At 65.2% G+C, this 20272-nt stretch carries 14 protein-coding genes; 2 read left to right on the forward strand and 12 right to left on the reverse strand.

The genetic code is table 11. The features are described from left to right. Positions 1-233: 233 nt before the first annotated feature. From RPC_RS16965 to RPC_RS16975, 3 genes are all read right to left on the reverse strand, one after another. Entirely contained in the window at positions 234-1925 is a 1692-nt protein-coding gene (locus tag RPC_RS16965) for a methyl-accepting chemotaxis protein (RefSeq protein WP_011473807.1), read from the reverse strand. Positions 1926-2114: 189 nt separating this feature from the next. Beyond that, a complete protein-coding gene (locus tag RPC_RS16970; protein ID WP_011473808.1) occupies positions 2115-3878 on the reverse strand; it encodes a methyl-accepting chemotaxis protein in 1764 nt (587 codons plus the stop codon). A 443-nt stretch (positions 3879-4321) separates the two neighbouring features. Further along, positions 4322-6025: a methyl-accepting chemotaxis protein gene (locus tag RPC_RS16975; protein WP_011473809.1), complete on the reverse strand. Its 1704-nt coding sequence runs from the start codon at positions 6023-6025 to the stop codon at positions 4322-4324. A gap of 343 nt (positions 6026-6368) precedes the next feature. Between RPC_RS16975 and RPC_RS26285 the strand changes: the two genes are divergently transcribed. Beyond that, on the forward strand, positions 6369-6533 hold the full coding sequence (locus tag RPC_RS26285) for a hypothetical protein (protein WP_157043234.1): 165 nt from the start codon (positions 6369-6371) through the stop codon (positions 6531-6533). A 79-nt stretch (positions 6534-6612) separates the two neighbouring features. On the opposite strand, the gene RPC_RS16980 is transcribed toward RPC_RS26285, so the two are convergent. The 7 genes from RPC_RS16980 to RPC_RS17010 all read right to left on the reverse strand — a co-directional run bounded on the left by RPC_RS16980 (position 6613) and on the right by RPC_RS17010 (position 18220). Continuing rightward, positions 6613-7965 (reverse strand): molybdopterin-dependent oxidoreductase, encoded by a 1353-nt coding sequence (locus RPC_RS16980; protein WP_011473810.1) that lies wholly within the window; start codon positions 7963-7965, stop codon positions 6613-6615. A gap of 9 nt (positions 7966-7974) precedes the next feature. Next, positions 7975-8649 (reverse strand): TorD/DmsD family molecular chaperone, encoded by a 675-nt coding sequence (locus RPC_RS25130; RefSeq protein ID WP_011473811.1) that lies wholly within the window; start codon positions 8647-8649, stop codon positions 7975-7977. Then, on the reverse strand, positions 8642-9109 hold the full coding sequence (locus tag RPC_RS16990; protein WP_208855621.1) for a hypothetical protein: 468 nt from the start codon (positions 9107-9109) through the stop codon (positions 8642-8644). Before RPC_RS16990 ends, RPC_RS25130 begins: the two co-directional genes overlap by 8 nt. Positions 9110-9403: 294 nt before the next feature. Next, positions 9404-12100, reverse strand: a complete 2697-nt coding sequence (locus RPC_RS16995; RefSeq protein ID WP_011473812.1) for a PAS domain S-box protein — start codon at positions 12098-12100, stop codon at positions 9404-9406. A 159-nt stretch (positions 12101-12259) separates the two neighbouring features. Next, positions 12260-13213: a dihydrodipicolinate synthase family protein gene (locus RPC_RS17000; RefSeq protein WP_011473813.1), complete on the reverse strand. Its 954-nt coding sequence runs from the start codon at positions 13211-13213 to the stop codon at positions 12260-12262. A 270-nt stretch (positions 13214-13483) separates the two neighbouring features. Beyond that, on the reverse strand, positions 13484-14344 hold the full coding sequence (locus RPC_RS17005) for a MaoC/PaaZ C-terminal domain-containing protein (protein WP_011473814.1): 861 nt from the start codon (positions 14342-14344) through the stop codon (positions 13484-13486). A gap of 384 nt (positions 14345-14728) precedes the next feature. Then, the gene (locus tag RPC_RS17010; RefSeq protein ID WP_011473815.1) at positions 14729-18220 is read right to left on the reverse strand and encodes an indolepyruvate ferredoxin oxidoreductase family protein; all 3492 of its coding nucleotides are present in this window, start codon (positions 18218-18220) and stop codon (positions 14729-14731) included. Between the two features lie 330 nt (positions 18221-18550). Here RPC_RS17010 and RPC_RS17015 point away from each other — a divergent pair, with 330 nt between their 5' ends. Continuing rightward, complete coding sequence (locus RPC_RS17015) at positions 18551-18877, forward strand: hypothetical protein (RefSeq protein ID WP_011473816.1); 327 nt, start codon at positions 18551-18553, stop codon at positions 18875-18877. Positions 18878-18978: 101 nt separating this feature from the next. Here the strand turns inward: RPC_RS17015 and RPC_RS17020 are convergent, their stop codons facing one another. Beyond that, positions 18979-19788: a DUF1295 domain-containing protein gene (locus tag RPC_RS17020; protein ID WP_041801980.1), complete on the reverse strand. Its 810-nt coding sequence runs from the start codon at positions 19786-19788 to the stop codon at positions 18979-18981. A 162-nt stretch (positions 19789-19950) separates the two neighbouring features. Beyond that, entirely contained in the window at positions 19951-20172 is a 222-nt protein-coding gene (locus RPC_RS17025) for a hypothetical protein (RefSeq protein WP_011473818.1), read from the reverse strand. Positions 20173-20272: the final 100 nt, after the last annotated feature.

Below are 20272 nucleotides of genomic sequence, written 5' to 3' on the forward strand. Positions count from 1 at the left end.
TCGCCGGGCACGCGTCAGCGCACGGCGCTCAGGAATGGCGGCCGAGCTGCTGATCCCAGACCCACCCTTCGGATTTTACCTTCGCCCAGGCTGCATGAAGGCTAAGTAAAAGTACCAGGTGGAATTTGTCGAACCGTTGCGGCTCGATGCAAAAAGGCTCCGCGCGATAAGTGCATCGCGCGGAGCCACAACCGAGGATTTCGAAACGCAACGCAGTTGGACAGCCCGGTCGGCTAGGCGGCGCGCACCGTGCTGAGGAATTTGTCCACTTCGACCTTCAACCGGCTGCTGTCCCGCGACAAAGACTGCGCCGCCGACAGCACCTGCGAGGACGCCGAGCCGGTTTCGGCGGCGCCGCGTTCGACGTCGGTGATGTTGGACGACACCTGTTGGGTGCCTTGCGCGGCCTGCTGCACGTTGCGGGAGATTTCCTGAGTGGCGGCGCCCTGCTGTTCAACCGCGGAAGCGATGGTCGAGGCGATCTCCGACATTTTGCCGATGGTGTCGCCGATCTCCTTGATGGCGCCGACCGACTCCTGGGTGGCGGCCTGAATGCCGGTGATCTGCTGGCCGATTTCGCCGGTGGCTTTCGCGGTCTGTTCCGCCAGCGCCTTCACTTCCGAGGCGACCACCGCAAAGCCGCGGCCGGCCTCGCCGGCACGGGCGGCTTCGATGGTGGCGTTCAGCGCCAGCAGATTGGTCTGCCCGGCGATGGTGTTGATCAGTTCGACGACGTCGCCGATCCGGCTCGCCGCCTTGGCCAGCTCGCCGACCCGGTCGTTGGTCTTCTGCGCCTGGTTCACCGCCTCGGCGGCGATCCGCGAGGATTCCTGCACCTGGCGGCTGATCTCGGTGATCGACGACGACATCTCCTCGGTGGCCGACGCCACCGACTGCACGTTGGTGGAAGCCTCTCCGGACGCCGCGGCGACCATCGAGGTGAGTTGCTGCGAACGCTCGGCGGTGGCGGTCAGCGTCGCGGCGGAGGCTTCCAATTCGTTGGAGGCCGAGGACACGGTCTGCACGATCTCGCCGATCATCGATTCGAATTCACGGGTAATGCTGTCGACCCGCTGGCCGCGCTGGATCTTGGCGTCGGCCTCGACGCTGGCGGCCTGATCCGCCTCACGCTTGGCGATCAGCGCTTCCTTGAACACCTGCAGGACGTCGGCCATCTTGCCGATTTCGGTGGTTTCGCCCTGATGCGGCACCACGGCATCAAGCTCGCCGCGGCCGAGCGCCTGCATCGGGGTCACGATCGAATTGATGCCGTTCGAAACGTCGCGAACCAGGTAAAGGCCGACACCGATACCGAGCACGCCGGCGGCGGCGATGATCACGACCAGCAGCAGGAAAGACGTATTGTAGGCGGCATCGGCGGCCGACCCGGCCTCCTCTGCCCCCTTGTTGTTGAGCTCGATATCCTTGGCCAGAATGGCGTCGGCCTTTTGACCGACGGCGAGGACTTTGCTCTCGTTCAGCTCCTGGGCCTCGAGCGGGTACTTTCCGAGGCTGTTGCGGGAGAGTTCGAGCACCGGCTGGATCGCGGCTTCATACTGCCCCCACTGCTGCGCCCAGTCGTTGTAGAGCGCCCGCTCTTCGGCAGAATTGATGGCCTTCTCATAGGCCTGGCGAATCTTCAACGTGCTCTGGACATTGCTGGCAATGCGCTTTTCAGCCGCCGCCTTGCCTTCGGCGGTCAACTCCAACATGTGGGAGCGCACGATGCTGCGATAGGCGAGAAGATTGCTCTTCAATTCGCCGAGCAGCCGGACGCTGGGCAGCCAGTCGGTCCGCAGCTCCGTCACCCTGGTGTTGATCGAGCTCATGCTTCTGACGGCAATCAGCCCGAGGCCCGACATGGTGATCAGTAGGAAGGCCAGAACGATGGTGATCTTGGCACGAATTGAGAGACGAGCGAGCATCGAGAAATCCTTTGACTTAGAAGGGCCTCCGCGCTCGACGCTGGGAAGCGGGCGCGTTGCAAGCGCGTCCCGACTTCCCATGCGGGTCGAAATTGGAACCGGCGCCAGCCAGTTCATTTGTTCCGTAACCCGTTAAAATTTCTCCCGTCAGGCTCGTAAAATTACCAGGGCGCAACCCTGAGGCTTGCGTCAGGCTGACCTCACCGTCTGCAGGAATTTACCGACTTCGACTTTCAATCGATTGCTGTCGCGCGACAGCGACTGCGCCGCCGAGAGCACCTGCGACGAGGCGGTGCCGGTCTCGCTGGCGCCGCGCTGCACGTCGGTGATGTTCGAACTCACCTCGTGGGTGCCCTGCGCGGCCTGCTGAACGTTGCGGGAGATTTCCTGCGTCGCCGCGCCCTGCTGTTCGACCGCGGCCGCGATGGTCGAGGCGATCTCCGACATCTTGCTGATGGTGTCGCCGATTTCCCGGATCGCGCCCACCGATTCCTGGGTCGCCGCCTGAATGCCGGTGATCTGCTGGCCGATTTCGCCGGTGGCTTTCGCGGTTTGCTCGGCCAAGGCCTTCACTTCCGAAGCCACCACCGCGAAGCCGCGACCGGCCTCGCCGGCGCGGGCGGCTTCGATGGTCGCATTCAGCGCCAGCAGATTGGTCTGGCCGGCGATGGTGTTGATCAGCTCGACGACGTCGCCGATCCGGCTCGCCGCCTTGGCGAGCTCGCCGACCCGGTTGTTGGTCTTTTGCGCCTGCTGCACCGCTTCGCCGGCGATCCGCGCCGACATCTGCACCTGCCGGCTGATTTCGGTGATCGACGAACTCATCTCCTCGGTCGCCGAGGCCACCGACTGCACATTGGTGGTGGCTTCTTCGGAAGCCGAGGCCACCATCGTGGCGAGATGCTGGGCGTGTTCGGCGGTCGAGGTCAGGGTGGAGGCCGAACTCTCCAATTCCGCCGAGGCCGACGACACGGTCTCGACGATTTCGCCCACCGCGCCTTCGAATTCGTTGGCGAGCTTCATCATGTCGCGCTTGCGCTGGGCGGCGGCGGACTGATCCTGCTGCGCCTTTTCTTCGGCCTCGGCCTGCGCCTTCTGCTCGGCCTTGATCTTGAACGTCTCCACCGCGCTGGCGACGTCGCCGATCTCATCCTTGCGGCCAAGCCCCGGCAGCACCACGCCGAAATTGCCGTCGGCCAGCTCGGCCATCGCCCGGCTCAACGCCTGCATCGGCCGCGCGATCGTGGTGGAGGTGAAGATCGAGGTGGCGATCATCAACAGCGCGTTGGCGATGCCGATCGCCAGCGCCCAACGTTCGACCGATATCGCTTCCTCGGTCGCCGCGGCGGTGGTGTGCTCGCTGAGCCGCTTGCTCGAGGCAATCAGCTCTTCGTTTAGGCGCTCCATTTCCGCCGCGATCGGCGTCACTTTGTCCTTACGGATCAGCGCCACCTTGTCGTTGAGCGCGCGGATCTTCTTGGCCGCCTCGGTGGAAGCTTCGGCGGCCGCCATGGCGCCGACCTCCAGGGCATGGACCTCGCCGCGCAACGCAGCGATCTGCTGCGTCGCGCCGGCGAATTCCCCGATCAGCGCGGTCAGCCGAGCGGTGCGCTGCTTGTTCTCCGGGAGCCGGACCGACTGGGCCAGCTCTGCGGTGAACTGGATCGAGGACTTCTGCTGTGCGGCGAAAGAGTCGCTTGCCGCGCGCATCGCCTCCGGGTTTGACGCGAGCACGATGGCGGCCAAGCCGACCTGCATGCCCCGCATCGACGCCTTGGCCTCGGCAGCGGCCCCCTCAAGCGCCAACACGCGAACGCTGTTGTCCTGGGCCTGACGCACCCTCGCGCTGCCTGTCACCTGCCCGTAGATCATGCAGCCGATCAGCAGAATGCCGAGCGCAGACGCGATCCAAAGCTTGGTGCCAATCCGAACGTTCTGAATAAACCGCAACATGAGTTCCTCGCAAAGCACGATGACGGGTCGGGCGGCGTGGCCGGCCGAAACAAGCGGCGCGCATCTGCGGAGGGGGGAGACAATCTGCCGCAGGCCGCGCTCTGCGAGGAGTTAGGGCGGCAAATCTCACATCTTCGTAAATGTACGAATTAAGACAGGAGATTATTTAGTATGAATACCAGGCCGACAGAGATGGCCGCGCAGGATTATTTTACCGATCGCTACACTGAGCTACACAGAGAATGTGTAGCCGTCTGGCGAGCGTCGCGCCCGCCGCTGGGCGGCTGCAAAGGGCAGCCTTGATACTTCGTCGGAGCAGCCGTCACCCGGGACGCCGCCGAGCCGGCGTCCTCCGAGCCACGTCGCCCGATGCGCTCCAGGCAGCCAGCCGGCCCCCTCGTCGATCCGCCGCAGCGGATCGACAGGTCGTGCGCGAACCGCGATCAGGCGGCGCGGACGGTGCGGAGGAATCGGCTGACCTCGTCCTGCAGCCGATTGCTGTCGCGCGACAGCGACTGCGCCGCCGAGAGCACTTCGGACGAGGCCGATCCGGTCTCGCTGGCGCCGCGTTGCACGTCGCTGATGTTGGCCGAGACCTGCTGGGTGCCCTGCGCGGCCTGTTGTACGTTGCGGGAAATCTCCTGGGTGGCCGCGCCCTGCTGCTCCACCGCCGAGGCGATGGTCGAGGCGATCTCCGACATCTTGCCGATGGTGTCGCTGATCTCCTTGATCGCCGCGACGGAATCCTCAGTCGCGGCTTGAATCCCGGTGATCTGCTGGCCGATCTCGCCGGTGGCTTTCGCGGTCTGCTCGGCCAACGCCTTGACCTCGCTGGCGACCACGGCAAAGCCGCGCCCCGCTTCGCCGGCGCGTGCGGCTTCGATGGTGGCGTTCAGCGCCAGCAGATTGGTCTGCCCCGCGATGGTGTTGATCAGTTCGATGACGTCGCCGATCCGCGCCGCGGCCTTGGACAATTCGCCGACCCGGTCGTTGGTTTTGCGCGCCTGATCGACGGCCTCATGGGCGATGCGGGCGGAATCCTGCACCTGACGGCTGATTTCATGGACCGACGAAGTCATCTCCTCGGTCGCAGAGGCCACCGACTGGACATTGGTCGAGGCTTCCTCGGAGGCCGCCGCCACAACGGTGGCGAGCTGCTGCGAGCGTTCGGCCGTCGAGGTCAGGGTCGCGGCGGATGCTTCCAGCTCGGTCGAAGCCGAAGAAACCGTGTGGATGATCTCGCCGACCGCGCCTTCGAAATCGTCGGCGAGCTTGTTGGTATCGGCCTTGCGCTGCGCCGCGGCGCGCGCCTCCAGCTCGTGCTGCTCGGCCTCGAGCCGCTGCCGCGCCACCGCATTGGTCTTGAACACTTCGACGGCCTCTGCCATCTCGCCGACTTCGTCGCTGCGGCCGATCCCCGGCACGGCAACGTCGAGCTTGCCGCCCGCCAGCGCCTTCATCGCGTCGGTCATCAGATGCAACGGCTTGGTGATCCGGCCGGCCATGAAGATCGACACCGCAAGCGTGATCAGCACCACCAAAGCCGCGACGATCAGCGAGCGCTGGGTCGCGGTCCAGGTCTGTTCATGGAGATCGTCGATATACACCCCGGTGCCGATCACCCAGCCCCACGGCGCGAACCCGATGACATAGGTCAGCTTCGGCGACGGCTTCTGCGCCCCCGGCTTGGCCCATTGATAGTCGACAAATCCGCCGCCGTCGCGACGGACAAGGTCGCTCATCTCGACGAACAACTGCTTGCCGTCGGCGTCCTTGGTGTCGCCGACATCCTGCCCATTCAGCTGCGGGCTGATCGGATGCATCACCATGCGGTTCTGCAGGTCGCTGACGAAGAAGTAATCATTGTTGCCGTAACGCAGGCCGGCCAGCCGGGCCTGCGCCCGCTTCTGCGCCTCGGCGACGGCGATGCCGCCGGCCTGGCCAATGGCCTGCTCTTCCTTGACCACGGCGAGCGCCAATTCGGCCAAATGCTTCAGCTCGATCTGCTTCTGCATCTTCAACCCGGACGCGAGCTCACGGGAATCCAGAAAAGTGACGCCGAGCAGCCCGACGAAGCCCAGTCCGATGAGGGCGTAGATCTTGCGACCGATCGTCAGTCTGAAGCGATTCGACATCGTGGTAGCCATGCCTTGTTCTCCGTGGGCCATCACCGGTCGCTGCACGAGCCAGCCCTGGAGGCCCAGCACCTGCATCGCCGGCGTGATTATGGTTTCGTTTCCTCGCTCCATAGCAACGCGCTATGAAATGATCTTGCTTGCGAAACCAGGCTTTCGACGCGCCCGGTTTTCTCGAAATTCACGTTTGCGGGCCGCCGTCTCGTCAGTTGCGATGGACGGCCCGCCCCTTCTGCCGCCCACATTGTGGCAAACATTCTATAATTTGGAACTAACCCGGGCGGCGCCAGCTTGCTCGCCAACGGCCACTTTCCGGTATTTAGATGCCCGATTGGTTGCTTGCACGATCTTGCCCGTGCACGATCTTGCCCGTGAAGGACTTCGGCAGCTGGTCCTGGTCTTCGCCGGCCAGCTCGACCAGCAAAATGCGGCGGCGCCGCCGCCGCTAGTGACCGGGCTCGAGCAGGCCGTCACGCTGTCGTTGTTGCTTGCCACCCGGCACCATTTCAGCACGCTCTGACGCAAGGACCCGTCGCTTGTGACCTGCCGATCACCATCGAACGGCAGGTCGGGGAAACCGGGGTCAGCGCCGCACGCTGCTACGCTCGTTCCTGAAGTTCCGCGGACATTCCCCGCGGCACATCATCAAGCGGGCTCGGCTGGCGAGCGCCAAGCGGCTGCTCGAAAGCGACGACGTCACCGGATTTGCCGCTGGTGACCGGGAATTCCGCCACGCCCTCGCCGTTCCAAAACGTGTCGAAATCCGGCATCTGGTATTTCTTCGCCTTCGCCTGCATCAAGGCGGCGTCATAGAACGAGCGGATCCAGTCCATCTCGCTCTTGCCCTCGGTGAATTCGTGGCCCTTGCCGAGCCGCTCGGCGAGGGCTGCGAAGATGTCGTAGTCGGTGCGGCTTTCGAACACCGGCTCGATCACTTTCTTCATCGCCACGATGGCGCGGCCGGCATAGTCGCCGATGCACTCGATATCGTTGCGCTCGTAGGACGTGGTCGCCGGCAGCACGATGTCGGCGTGGCGCGCGGTCGGCGTCCACAGGCAGTCCTGCACGATGAAGGTCTCCAGCGTCTTCCACGACTCCACCATGCGGTTGCGGTCCTGGTGGTGGACGAACGGATTGCCGCCCACCCAATAAGCCAGCTTGATCTCCGGGTCGTCGGCCTTGGTGCCGTTGAAGTCGAACGGCTTGTCCGGATTGACCAGCATGTCGACGACGCGGGCCACTGGAATCCTCGCAGCCCCGCTCTCGGTGAGCCAGGCGGCGCCGGTCTTGGCCTTGCCGCCGTCGGTGATGCCGGTCAGCGCCGGGTCGAGCGAGCCGACCACATGCGGCATGATGACTTGCGCGGCGCCGGCGGCGTAATCGCCCGACGAATCGACCAAGCCGCCCTTCAGATTCATCATCCGGCGCAACAGGCTCTGGCAATTGTGCAGCCGGCCCGGGCTGTTCCAGCCAGACGACTCGGCGAAGGTGGCGGCGGCGCCATGAGTCTTGTCCACCCGCTGCAATTCCGTGACCACGAGATCGAGCGCCTGATCCCAGCTGACGCGGACGAAATCACCTTTGCCGCGGCTGTCACGTTCGGCGGCGGCGCCCTTCGCCAGAAACGCGCGGCGGACCATCGGGTATTTGATGCGGGTCGGCGAGTACACCGAGTCGAGCACGCCCGAGAGCTGGTGGCTGGGGGTCGGATCCTTCTCCCACGGCTCCAGCGACACCATCCGGCCGCCTTCGACCTTGGCGCGGAATCCGCCCCAATGCGAGCCGCTCAAGACTTCGCCGTCCGTGCTCGTTGCGGCGCGTGCGCCCTCGACCAGCAGCGACGGCCCGAAGGCGCCGAGCGCGGCCAGCGCGACATTGCCATTGAGCAGGCTGCGACGGGACAAGGTCGCGCCAAGGCCAAGATCGTCAAGATCGCCAACATCGCTTGCCATGATGATCCCCTAAGCGGGAATGAAGTAATGCACGCCGGCCTGCATCAGCCGGGCATCGTGATCGATGATGGCGGCCAGCACCATCGCGGCGCCGGCCCAGAAGCCGAGGTGGTCGCGGGCGATGCAGGTGTCGCAGAAATCCGGCACCCAACGACCGATCCGAAGCTGCATGTCGCGGGCGGCCGGATGATCGGCCGCGATCAGCCGGGCCATCAACGTCAATTCGATCGACAGATGATCGGCCGGTTCGGCGAGACCGCCGGCGATCGAAACGTCATGCACCAGCAGCAGCGCCTCCATCTCCGCGGTCGGCACCTGAAACAGCCGGCCGTCGCCGCGAAACGCCGATTCATACGGCGCGATGCAATCGGGGCCGCCGATTCCGGAAAACAGCCGGCCATAGGCGATGCCGAGCCGCGCCGTCAGCGTATCGTCGTCGTGCGCCGGATCGAGCGCCGCCTGCATGCGGGCGATGCCGGCGGAGAACGCCGGATCGAATGCGAGCTGATCGAGCCAGATCGCCAGTTCGCAGCTTCGATACGACACCACGGTGTCAAGACTGGGCGGCGCCGCGAACACGCTGGCCAGCCAGTCCAGGCACAGCACGCGATTGCGCCGGCTGTGTTCGAACTGCTGTGCCAACTGATCTTGGTTGCCGCCATCGAAGCGCAAGATCTCATTCATGGGGCCCCCGGGTATCCTTGGCATTCATCTGCACGTATCTCTGCAACAGTCGGTATTGCTCGTCATCGAGCCCGATGAATCGCTTCATCGCGTTGAGATTGCCGATCCACTGGTTGGCGAGGTAGTTGCCGGTCGGCGGCACGGCACGGCACAGCCCGCATTCGGCGTTGTACATTTCCGCGCCGTAGGCCGCGAGCGCAGCCGGATCGGCCACCAGATTCGCGTTCTTGATCCAGGCGTTGAGGTTGCCTTCGCTCCACACCTGGTCGGTGTCGGGATCGGTCATGCTGCTGACGCGCATCACCTTGTCGACCGCTTCCGCGCCCAGCGCGGCGGCCGGAATCCGCTTGCCCTCCAGGCTGCTGGTGGCTTCCATCACGGTGTTGAAGCCGCCCCAAGCGACCACGCCGACCGTCGCCAGCATCCATTTTCGGCCGCCAATAGCGAACTTCTGAAACACGAGAACTTTCTACTGCAGAAAAACGCATCGCCGCCGCGGCCTCGACGCGGCACCCAGCGATGTTGGATTTGTTTGCGATGTTTGGCGGCTTAGTTTTCGCGCCGGGGACCCGCTTCGGGGGGAACGAGCATCACGATCAATCTCTTTGGTCAAATCTCCCCGGCGGCCGTTTACGCGTGGCAGCATAGAATGCTGGATGGCCGATGCCCTTTGACGCAGGTCAAGCGCAATGGCCGCTTGCCTTCACTTCCGCGTTAGTCGGGTGATTCCAGGTGCGGCGATTTGACCGCGACGTCAGGTTGCCGCGCGAGCTTCGCTGGAGAGCTCTTGCGGCGCCACCCGTGGCAACACGATTCGCACCTCGGTGCCGGCGCCCGGCTCGGAATTCAGGCTGATGCGGCCGCCCAGCCGATTGGTGACGATGCTGTAGACGATGTGCAAGCCGAGCCCAGTGCCGCCCTGATCGCGCCGCGTGGTGAAGAACGGATCGAAGGCGCGACGCCGGACCTCGTGCGTCATGCCGCAGCCGTCGTCGGCGAACAGAATTTCGACGTGATCGTCGCCGGATTCCTGCACCCTGATGGCGACCTTGCCGCCGTCGCCGTTCGGAAAGGCGTGCGAAATCGAATTGAAGAACAGGTTGGTCAGCACCTGCCCGTAAGGGCCGGGGAAGCTGTTCATGGCGAGGTTCGGTTCGCAGTCCACCGAAAGCGCCAGATTCTGTTTTCGCAGGCCCGCCTTGAGGCTCATCACCACCTGCTCGGTGAGGTCGGCGAGATCGAACACCCGCTGGTCGGAATAGTTGCGATCGGCGGCGACCTGCTTGAACGACTGCACCAGTTCGGCCGCGCGATTGAGGTTGGCGATTAGCTGCGTCGCGGCGTCGCGGCTGGTCTCGAGAAAATCGCTGAGGCTGGAGCGTCGCAAATTGCCGCGCTCGACCTCGGCGGCGAACTGCGCGGTCTTGCGCTCCAGAGACGAAGCGACGGTGAGGCTGATGCCGACCGGATTGTTGACCTCGTGGGCGACGCCGGCGACCAGCCGGCCGAGCGCCGCGAGCTTTTCGGCTTCGATCAGCGAGTTCTGAGTTTCCTTGAGGTTCTTCAGCGCGGCCTCGGCGGCATCCTTGGCCTTGCGCATTTCCAGCTCGCCGCGTTTGCGGTCGCCGATGTCGAGCGCCACGGTGACGATGCGCTCGACATCGCCGCGAAAATCCAACAGCGGCAGCTTGTTGACCAGCCATTGCCGCATCACGCCGCTGCAATCGACATAGTCCTCCTCGTAGAATCCGAGCCCCTCGCCGGTCGCCAGCACGCGCTTGTCGTTCGCGTCGGTTTTCCGCTCGCCGTAGCGCGCCATCAGATCGGCGGTGGTGCGGCCGATGGCGTCCTGCGCCTCGATGCCGAACACCCCCGCCATGTAGCGATTCATCAGCACGTAGCGCAGCTCGGTGTCCTTGACGTTGATCACCGCCGGCACGGTATCGATCACCTGCTGCAATAGCCGGCGGCCTTCGGCCACCGCGTGTTCGGCGCGCTTCTGATCGGTGATGTCGCGCACCGCGCCTTCGTAGCGCAGCACGCGGCCGTCGGCGTCGCGCACCGTGCTGGCGCTGTCCGACAGCCACAGGATCTCGCCGTCGCGGCGCCGCGCCTGATATTCGAATTCGCGCACGAAGCCGTCGCGGTCCATGATCTGCCGATAGTGCCCGCGCGTCGCCGGGTTGACGTAGATGGTGTTGGCGATGTCGCCGATCCGGGCGATCAGTTCGCCGGGCGTGTCGTAGCCCATCATCCGCGCCAACGCCGGATTGGCGTTGACGAGCGCGCCCTCCGGCGTGGTGACGTAGATGCCGTCGATCGAGCCCTCGAACAGTTTGCGATAGCTTTCCTCGGCGTGGCGCTGCTCGGCGAGCGCGTGCAGCGCCGCCTCGCGCGCGGCGTCGGCGTCGACCAGGGTTTTGCGGAACACCTCGGCGGCGCGCGCGATGTCGCCGATCTCGTTCTCGACCTCGACGGCCGGAATCGCGGTGTATTTCTCGCCGGCCGCCAGCGCACGGATCGCCGCGGCGATCGCCGCCAGCGGTCCGACCGTGCGCCGCACCACATAGGCGGCCGCGAAGATGCCGAGCAGCACGCCGGCGGTGCCGAACACGATGCTCTGCCATTTGTCCTCCGCCAACGTCCTGGCGAAATCCTTCGACAGCACCCGGCCGCGGCGCGCGGTGAGATCGCGCAACAGATCGGTGACCCGGCCGATCTGCCGGCCTTCGGCGCCGAGCACCTGTTTGTCGAGTTCGACGATCTCGCGTTCCACCCCCGCCAGCGAGACGATCGTATCCGAATAGTCCAACGTCGCGCCGCGCAGCGCCGGCGACGCTTCGGTCAGGCTGCGTAGCTTCACGGCCGCCCGTTCGGCGCCGTCCAGATCGTTGGACAACAGCGCCGCCGCGATCCGGCTGCGCTCGCGATACAGACTGGCCGCCACGGCGCGATCCGGCAGCGCATCGACGGCTGCCTCGAATTGATCGCGCAACGGCGGCACCGAGGCAATCAGTTCGGCTCGGCGCGGGATCAGCGCGGTGATGCGCTCGATGCCCTCGCGATATTTGGTCAGCCGCGCCGCGACCCCGTCGATCATCTGCTGCTGATCCGGCGCCAGTTCCAGCCGGGTCTTTTTCAACAGCGCATTGAGCGCCGAGGTGGCCTCCCAGACCCGGCCCGGCTGGCCGCCCGGATCGGTGACGAAGTCGCGCGCCGCGAGCCGCACTTCGCTCATCTTGCGCTCGATCTCCTCGGCGAGATCGTCGACGCTTTGCAGCCTTTGCAACTCGCCGAAGGTGGCGTCGATGTGCCGCAGCGCCACCACGCTGGCGATCGAGGTCGCCACGATGATCGCCAGCAGCAGCAGAAAGCTGCCAAAGGTCAACTGACGGATCGAAAGCGAAACCGTCTTTGCCCGCTTCAGATACGCTGCGATGACCGATGCCATGGCTCGTTCGTGGTTCTCCGGCTCGCCGCAATATAGGCCGACTTGCCGCCCGCTGGGAACCGGCACCGCCCGGCCCGCGCCGGGTTCCGGCGCGCGGACATTCCGCAACCCGAGATCCGCGGCGGCGGCGTGATGCCCACCGCCGCTGTGCGACCTCGGCTATTCCGCCGCGGCGGCCTGCGGCCCGAGATTGGCGCGTGGATCGACCCGCGCCACCCGCGACAGCAGATAGTCCACCTCGGCCTTGGCGGTGGCGGTGATCGCCGAGCCCGGCTTGCGCTGCGCCGACGAGGCGATCACGCCGCGCTTTTGCAGGATGTATTTGCGCACGGCGAGGCCGGCGCCGGGCTGCTGCTCGTAGCGGATCAGCGGCAGATGCGCGTCGAACAGGTCATGCGCAGCATCGCGCCGGCCGGCCTGCGACAGCTTCACCACGTCGATCAGCATTTCCGGGAAGGCGTAGCCGGTCATCGCGCCGTCGGCGCCGCGCTCCATCTCGAAATCCAGGAACAGCGCGCCGTTGCCGGTGAGGATCGACAGCGGCCGCAGCGAGCCGTCTTTTTGGAAGCCGCGCAGCGTCGAGATCTTCTCCAGCCCCGGCCAGTCCTCGTGCTTCAGCATCACGCAGGAGATGCTGTCCATCACGATCTTGCGGATCACCGACGGCGTCATCTGCACGCCGATCGTCAACGGATAGTCCTGCAGCACCCAGGGAATGTCGTCGCCGATCGTTTCGGCGGCCTGGCGGAAATAGCCGGTGATCTGATCGTCGGTGCGCAAGCTCGGCGGCGGCGCGATCATCACGGCGCTCGCGCCGGCGTCCATCGACGCCCGCGCCAGCGAGCGCATCGCGGCGAAGCCCGGCGCCGAGACGCCGACGATGACCTGCAACTTCTCCGCGCGCTTGACGAAGCGTCGCGCGATCGCTTCCGCTTCCGCCGCCTCCAGCTTCGGCGCTTCGCCCAAAATGCCGAGCACGGTGACGCCGTCGCAACCGACCTCGGTGTAGAAATCGCTGAGCCGGTCGATTGAGGCTTCGTCGATCCGGCCGTCGTCGAAGAACGGCGTCGGCGCGATTGCAAATGTGCCGGCGGCTGCGGGGGTGAGTTTCATCAAGTGCCTCTATCTCGTTTCGTCATGGGAGCCCGGCCTCAGAACCACCGGCGCGGCACTCTGAATATCACCCTCGGCGCGGAAAATCTCGCAAGCTTCGCGGCCCGTGTCCCGGACGCGGTGCGGCATTCTTCATGCCGCAACGCGAGCCGGGACCGTTCCGGCGGCAGTCTTCGTAACGGCCCCGGATCTGCAGCGCACCACGCCGCTGACGCGGCGCGTTGCACTGCGTCCGGGGCACCATCAATCTGGCTCAGAACGATCTTGCAACTATCCCAGCACGGTCTTGCCGTTCTTGATCACGGTGACGGCGCGGGCATTCACCTTGGCCTCGAACGAAATCACGTTGCCGTCCTTCCACAGCTCCATGGTCACGGTGTCGCCGGGATAGACCGGCGCCGAGAACCGTGCGGCGTGCTGACGGAACGCCGATGGATCGTAATCGGCATAGGTCTGCAAAATGCCGCGGCAGGTGATGCCGTAGGTGCACATCCCGTGCAGGATCGGCCGCGCAAAACCGGCGCGGCGCGCGAACTCCGGATCGGAATGCAGCGGATTGCGATCGCCGCACAGCCGATACAGCAGCGCCTGATCCGGCCGCGTCGCGATATCGATGATGCGATCCGGCGCGCGGCTCGGCACCTGATGCGGCTCGGGCTGACCTTGCGAGGGGCCGCCGAAGCCGCCGTCGCCGCGGGCGAATTGCGACGCCTTCAGCGTCGCCAGCGGCTCGCCCTGCCCGTCGCGCAGCACGGTCTGGCGAATGATCACCGCGCCCTTGTCCTTGCCCTTGTCGTACAGGCCGATCACGCTGACATCGGCGGTGATGTCGGCCGCCGCCGGCAGCGGCTTGTGGAAGGTGATGTCGCGCTCGCCATCGACCACCAGCACGCGATTGACCTCGATCGGGCCGGGCGACGCGCCCCACGCCGCCACCGAGGCGAAGCTCGGCACCACTTGCAGCGGCCGCGCGGTGAACGTCGCCTCGTTGACGAAGGCGAGTTCGCGCTCGTCCAGCGGATCGGCGCCGATGCCGATACCGACGGCGTAGAGCATCACCTCGCGATCGGTCCAGGAATAGCGCTGGCCGAACTGCTTCAGGCCCATCACGGCGTCGTAGTCGAGCGGCATCAGGTTTCCTTCGGGCGATTTTTTGGTTGGCGGTTTTGTCGCCCACGCGAGCAGACTTGGCAAGCGCAGCGTTGAAATGCGCAGCGACGCCCGCGCAGACCAATCCTCCTTCGAGGCCCTCGCGTTGCTCGGGCACCTCAGGATGACGCCGCGAGTGTTGCAAGGTTGAATGAGCGATTGTTGCAAGGTTGAATGGGACTGTGGACGGCCTCTGTTCGCCGTCACCCTGAGGTGCTCGCCGGCCACCAAGCCGTTGCTAACCGCGACGACAAAGCGGCGAGCCTCGAAGGGCGACGGCGCTGCGCCAGTTGCAGAACCAAATTCTCCGAGGCCACGATGCGCGTAGCAGGCTCCGCCCTTGGCGGCTCGGCATAGCCCGCCCTGCTACTCCGCGGCGAGTTGCGGCAACGGCAGCGGCGGCGGATCGGCGATCTCGCGGGCGAGTTCGGCGTAGCGCGCCTTGGCGTCCTGCACCGCCTTCTCCTTGATCGGGCCGTAGCCGCGGATGCGGTCCGGCAGCGACAACAATTCCACCGCGAACGAGACGGTACGCGGTGTCAGCCGCTGCAGCACGGTGGCTATGTCCCGTTCGTAGCCGGCGATCAGGTCGCGCTCGAGCTTGCGCTCGGGGTGATAGCCGAACAGGTCGAACGGCGTGCCGCGCAAACCGCGCAATTTCGCCAGCGTCTTGAACAACGGCCGCATCGCTTCGCCGAACTGCCGCTTCTTCGGCCGCCCGGTGACGTCGAGCCCTGGCAGGATCGGCGGCGCCAGATGGAAATTGACTTTGTAGTCGCCCTCGAACCGCTCATGGATGCTGTGTTCGAAGGCTTTGTCGGTCAATAGCCGCGCCACCTCGTACTCGTCCTTGTAGGCCAAGAGCTTGGCATAGTTGATCGCCACCGCGCGCGGCAGCGCCTCGCCATAGCCGCCGCGCTCGGCTGCGTCGCGGACCTCATCGACCAGCGCGCGATAGCGCGTGGCGAGCTTGGCGTTTTGGTAATCGGTCAGCATCGCGCTGCGATGCACGATGATCTCGTCGAGCGACATCTCCTCCAGCGTCTTCTCGGCCACGGTGTCGTCGGCGCCGTGCAGCATCGCGGCAAGCCGCGCCGGATCGGCTGCCGCCAGCCGCCCGAGCTTGAACGCCTGGCTGTTCATCTTGATCGAGACGCCGTTCAACTCGATCGCCTGCTCGATCGAGGCGGCTTGCAGCGGCAACAACCCGCGTTGATAGGCAAAGCCCATCATCATCATGTTGGTGGCGATCGAATCCCCGAGCAGCGCTTCCGCCGCCTTGGTGAAGTCGATGAACGCGGACTCCTTGCGCAGCGCTGCGGCCAAAACGCCATTGACCTTGCTATTCTGGAAATCGAAATCGCGGTTGCGGATGAAATCCGCGATCGGGATCAGGTGGGTGTTGACGACGCCGTGGGTGCGGCCGGGCTCGCACAACGACAGCGTATCCTTGGAAATCGCCATCACCTCGTCGGCGACGATGAGGAGATCCGCGGTGCCGGTGACGATCCGCGAACAGGTGACGTCGTCCGGACTGCCGGACAGCCGCACATGGCTGAGCACCGCGCCGCCTTTTTGCGCCAGCCCCGACATGTCGAGGATCATCGAGGCCTTGCCCTCGATATGCGCCGCCATGCCGAGCAGCGCGCCGATGGTCAACACGCCGGTGCCGCCGACGCCGCCGACCGCGACGTTGTAGGGCCGCGCCAGCGTGGGCAGCGCGGCCGGCTCCGGCAGTTCACCAAAGTCAGCCAGATCGACCGGGGCGCGGCGGCGCAATTTGCCGCCTTCGATGGTGACGAAGGACGGGCAGAAGCCTTTCAGGCAGGAGTAATCCTTGTTGCAGCTCGATTGGTTGATGACGCGCTTGCGGCCGAGCGCGGTTTCCAACGGCTCCACCGAAATGCAGTTCGACTGCACCGAGCAATCGCCGCAGCCTTCGCAGACGGCGGCGTTGATCACCACGCGGCGCTGCGGATCCTCCAGCGTCCCCCGTTTACGGCGCCGGCGCTTCTCCGCGGCGCAGGTCTGCACGAACACGATCGCGGAGGCGCCCTTCACCTCGCGTAGCGTCTTCATCACGGTGTCGAGTTCGTCGCGATGCGCGAGCTTGGTGCCCGGCGCGATGCTGGCTGCCGGATAGCCGTCGGGATTCTCCGACACCAGAACGATCTCGCGGATGCCTTCGCTGTGCAGCTGGAAGGTGATCTGCTGCGGCGACAGGTCGCCGTCGTGGCGCTGACCGCCGGTCATCGCCACCGCGTCGTTGTAGAGGATCTTGTAGGTGATGTTGGCTTTTGACGCGATCGACTGCCGGATCGCCAGACTGCCGGAATGGAAGTAAGTGCCGTCGCCGAGATTGGCGAAGATGTGCTTTTCGTCGGTGAACGGCGCGATGCCGGTCCACGGCACGCCCTCGCCGCCCATATGGGTGAAGGTCGAGGTCGAGCGGTCCATCCACAGCGTCATGAAGTGGCAACCGATCCCGGCCAGCGCCCGGCTGCCTTCCGGCACCTTGGTCGAGGTGTTGTGCGGACAGCCGGAGCAGAAATACGGCGTGCGGGTGATCGGCACCACCGCCTGCACCTGCGAGGCGTCGCGGCCGTGAAACCAGTCCGCCTTGGCGCGCAACAACGCCGCGATCTCGGGATCGATCTGCATCGCCAGCAGCCGGTCGACCAGCGAGGTCGCCACCTTGGCGACGCTGAGTTCGTCGGCGAACGGCAGGAAGCGATGGTCACGATCGTCCATCTTGCCGACGATGCGCGGCCGCGCGCCGTCCGGCGCGTTGAACAGCGCCTGCTTGACCTGGTTCTCGACGATCTCGCGGCGTTCCTCGACCACGAAGATCTCTTCCAGCCCGTGGGCGAGATCGCGCACGCCCTGCGGCTCCAGCGGCCACGGCATGCCGATCTTGTAGAGCCGCAGCCCGATCCGCGCCGCCACCTGTTCGGTGATGCCGAGTTCGCGCAGCGCCTGGCGGGTGTCCTCGTAGCTCTTGCCCGACGCCATGATGCCGAACCGCGCGTTCGGGCTATCCATGGTGACGCGATTAATCTTGTTGGCGCGCGCGAAAGCGATCGCGGCAAAACCCTTGTAGTCCTGCAGCCGGCGGTCCTGATCGAAGCGGTCGTCGGGCCAGCGCAGATTCAATCCGCCCGGCGGCATCTGGAAATCCGAGGGGATGATGAACGGCGTCATCTCGTCGTTGAGGTTGATCTCGGCGGTGGTCTCCACCGTCTCAGTGATCACCTTCATGCCGACCCAGCAGCCGGAATAGCGCGACATCGCGATGCCTAACAGGCCCATCTCGATGATCTCGTGGATCGACGACGGATAGAGATAAGGCATCAACGCCGCCATGAAGGCGTGGTCGGACTGGTGCGGCACGGTGGAGGATTTGGCGCCGTGGTCGTCGCCGGCGAGGCACAGCACGCCGCCGTGCTTGGCAGAACCCGCGGCGTTGGCATGCCGAAACACGTCGCCGCAGCGGTCGACCCCCGGCCCCTTGCCGTACCAGATCCCGACCACGCCATCATGGCGCGCGCCGGGCGACAAATTGAGTTGTTGCGTGCCCCAGATCGCGGTGGCGGCGAGGTCTTCGTTGACGCCGGGCTGAAACTTGACGTTGTACTGTTCGAGATGCTTTCGCGCAGCGATCAGTTGCTGGTCGTAGCCGCCGAGCGGCGAACCGCGATAGCCGGTGACGAAGCCCGCGGTGTTGAGGCCCATGGCGCGGTCGCGGCGGATCTGCGCCATCGGCAGCCGCACCAGCGCCTGGATCCCGGTGAGGAAGATGTGTCCCGAGCCTTGGGTGTATTTCTGATCGAGACTGATCGCACCTTGGTTCAAACCCATTCCACCCTCATGCGCCTTGGGGCGGCTGTTTCGCCGCTTAAACTTGTTCTAAGCACTCTATGTCGGAATTTCACGACCGCGCATCACAATAATCGGAACGCGGCGCGGCGTTCGCCAACGCAATTTCGTGGCGTTTCCGTGGAACGAAATTGCCGCGGGATGGGGCCGCACCGGACGTCGAGCAACAATCTGTCGCGGGTCGCAAGCGCCGTGCTCGGACTCGCCGGATGTTTCAGCCTGCGACGATTCGTGCAGCGGAACTGGGCCGGGTTCCGGAACCGATGGCGTTCGGCGTTGGTTGTCCCACAACTGCAACGAGGAGGAGCCAGCATGGCCGAACAGCAGAATTCACCGAACGATCCCTATCGCCGCGATCCCGCGGAAACCGAACGCGCGATGCGCCTCGATCAGGAACTTCAGGCGGACACCTCGGTTTCCGGCGGCCGCATGAGCGGCGGGCGGATTGCCGCATTCGCTGCCGCGGTGGTGATTCTGGTCGGCGCGTTGTATTATGGGATGAACGTATCATCCAACGATCCGACGACCGCGTCGCAAACGGCGCCTGCGCCCAATAGCAGCCCGGGTACGACCACCGGCAGCGCCCCGACGCAACAGCCGGCCTCGCCAGGCAACGGCAGCGCGGCTCCGGCACGCTGACGGAATCGGCCGGCGGAACAATAGGCGGGCGCCGCAAGGCGTCCGCCTTGGCGTGGATTGCCTGCAACAGGCAAAGAGCCTGAGCGCCGAGGGGTCGCCGCTCAGTGCACCAAAAACTTAAGCTTGCGCAGCGAATACACCGGCAGCCAGGGAAACAGGATCGGCACGCTGCGCACATACTCCTGGTAGTCCGGCCGCGCGCCGTAGCGTTCGTCCTGTTTCAATTCGACGCTGCGCGCCGCGCCCACCATCAACAGCTGCATATAGACCAGCGCGATGCTGGTCAGGATCCACATCAGCGCCGATTGATAGGCCGACACCGCCGACAGCCACACCCCGAACCAGAACAGCATTTCGCCGAGATAGTTCGGGCAGCGCACGACGCGGTACAGTTCGACGTCGCAGAACCGCGTCGGATTGGCTGCCTTGAAGCGATATTTCTGCCAGTCCGCCCAGCTCTCCAGCCCCAGCCCCGCGAGCATCACCGCAACGCCGAATGGCAGCGAGGCCACCGCGAGGCCCTGCTCCTGCGCCGACAGCGCCAAGAGGGCAGGCAAGAACAGCAGCGCGAACAGCAGGCTGACGCCGAACCAGATCCACCGCTTCTGCGCCTCGGTGACCTTGGCGGTGCGCGCCTCGATGGCGGCCAGTTCTTTCTGGTAGGCCGGGCTGCGCGCCCGCAGCAGCAGGAATCCGGCCAGCCTTACGCCATAGGCGAACAGCAGCAGCACTTGCAGCAGCGCCCAGCCCGAAATGCTGTCCTGAAACACCAGCGCCGCGACCACGCTCTGCGCGGCGATCGAGCCTGCGTAACACACGCTGACGAAGTAGTAGACCCGGGCGAAGCCGAACGCCGAAACCAGCAGGCTGATGCCCAGCGTGAGCCCGAAATAAAGCCAAGGGATTGTCATCTCGCGGTCGTCCGCTCTCACCGAGGATCGCCGGCTTATATCGCGACTCATCGGCCGACGCCATGACGCGGACCCCAGCCTTTGTGCGAACACCGGCGTCCTCATCGCCGATCGCGCATAGGCCTGACGACGGTTCGCAATCTCGCGGCGCGAACCGGCGATTTAGTCCCGGGTCAGCGCGCGCCCCAGTCCGGCGCCGACCGCCAGCACCAGGATGCCACCCGCCGCATAGGCCAGATAATCCGAGTGCCCGCAAAACAAGTTCGACGCCGAACACACATCGACCGCCCATGACGTCCCGTAACGCACTTCGGCATGGGCATAGCGAAACAGCATCGCCGCGCCGCCGAGCGCCAGAGCGATGAAAAACAACAACGCGGCCATATCGTCTCCGTCCCCAGACTTGACCATTGCGCATAACGCCACCGATTCGCGGATTGACCTGCGTCAAAAGTCACAGCGGCGGGACGGCGGCGAAACCCGG

This window comes from Rhodopseudomonas palustris BisB18 (assembly GCF_000013745.1).
In the GTDB taxonomy this organism is placed as follows: domain Bacteria; phylum Pseudomonadota; class Alphaproteobacteria; order Rhizobiales; family Xanthobacteraceae; genus Rhodopseudomonas_A; species Rhodopseudomonas_A palustris_F.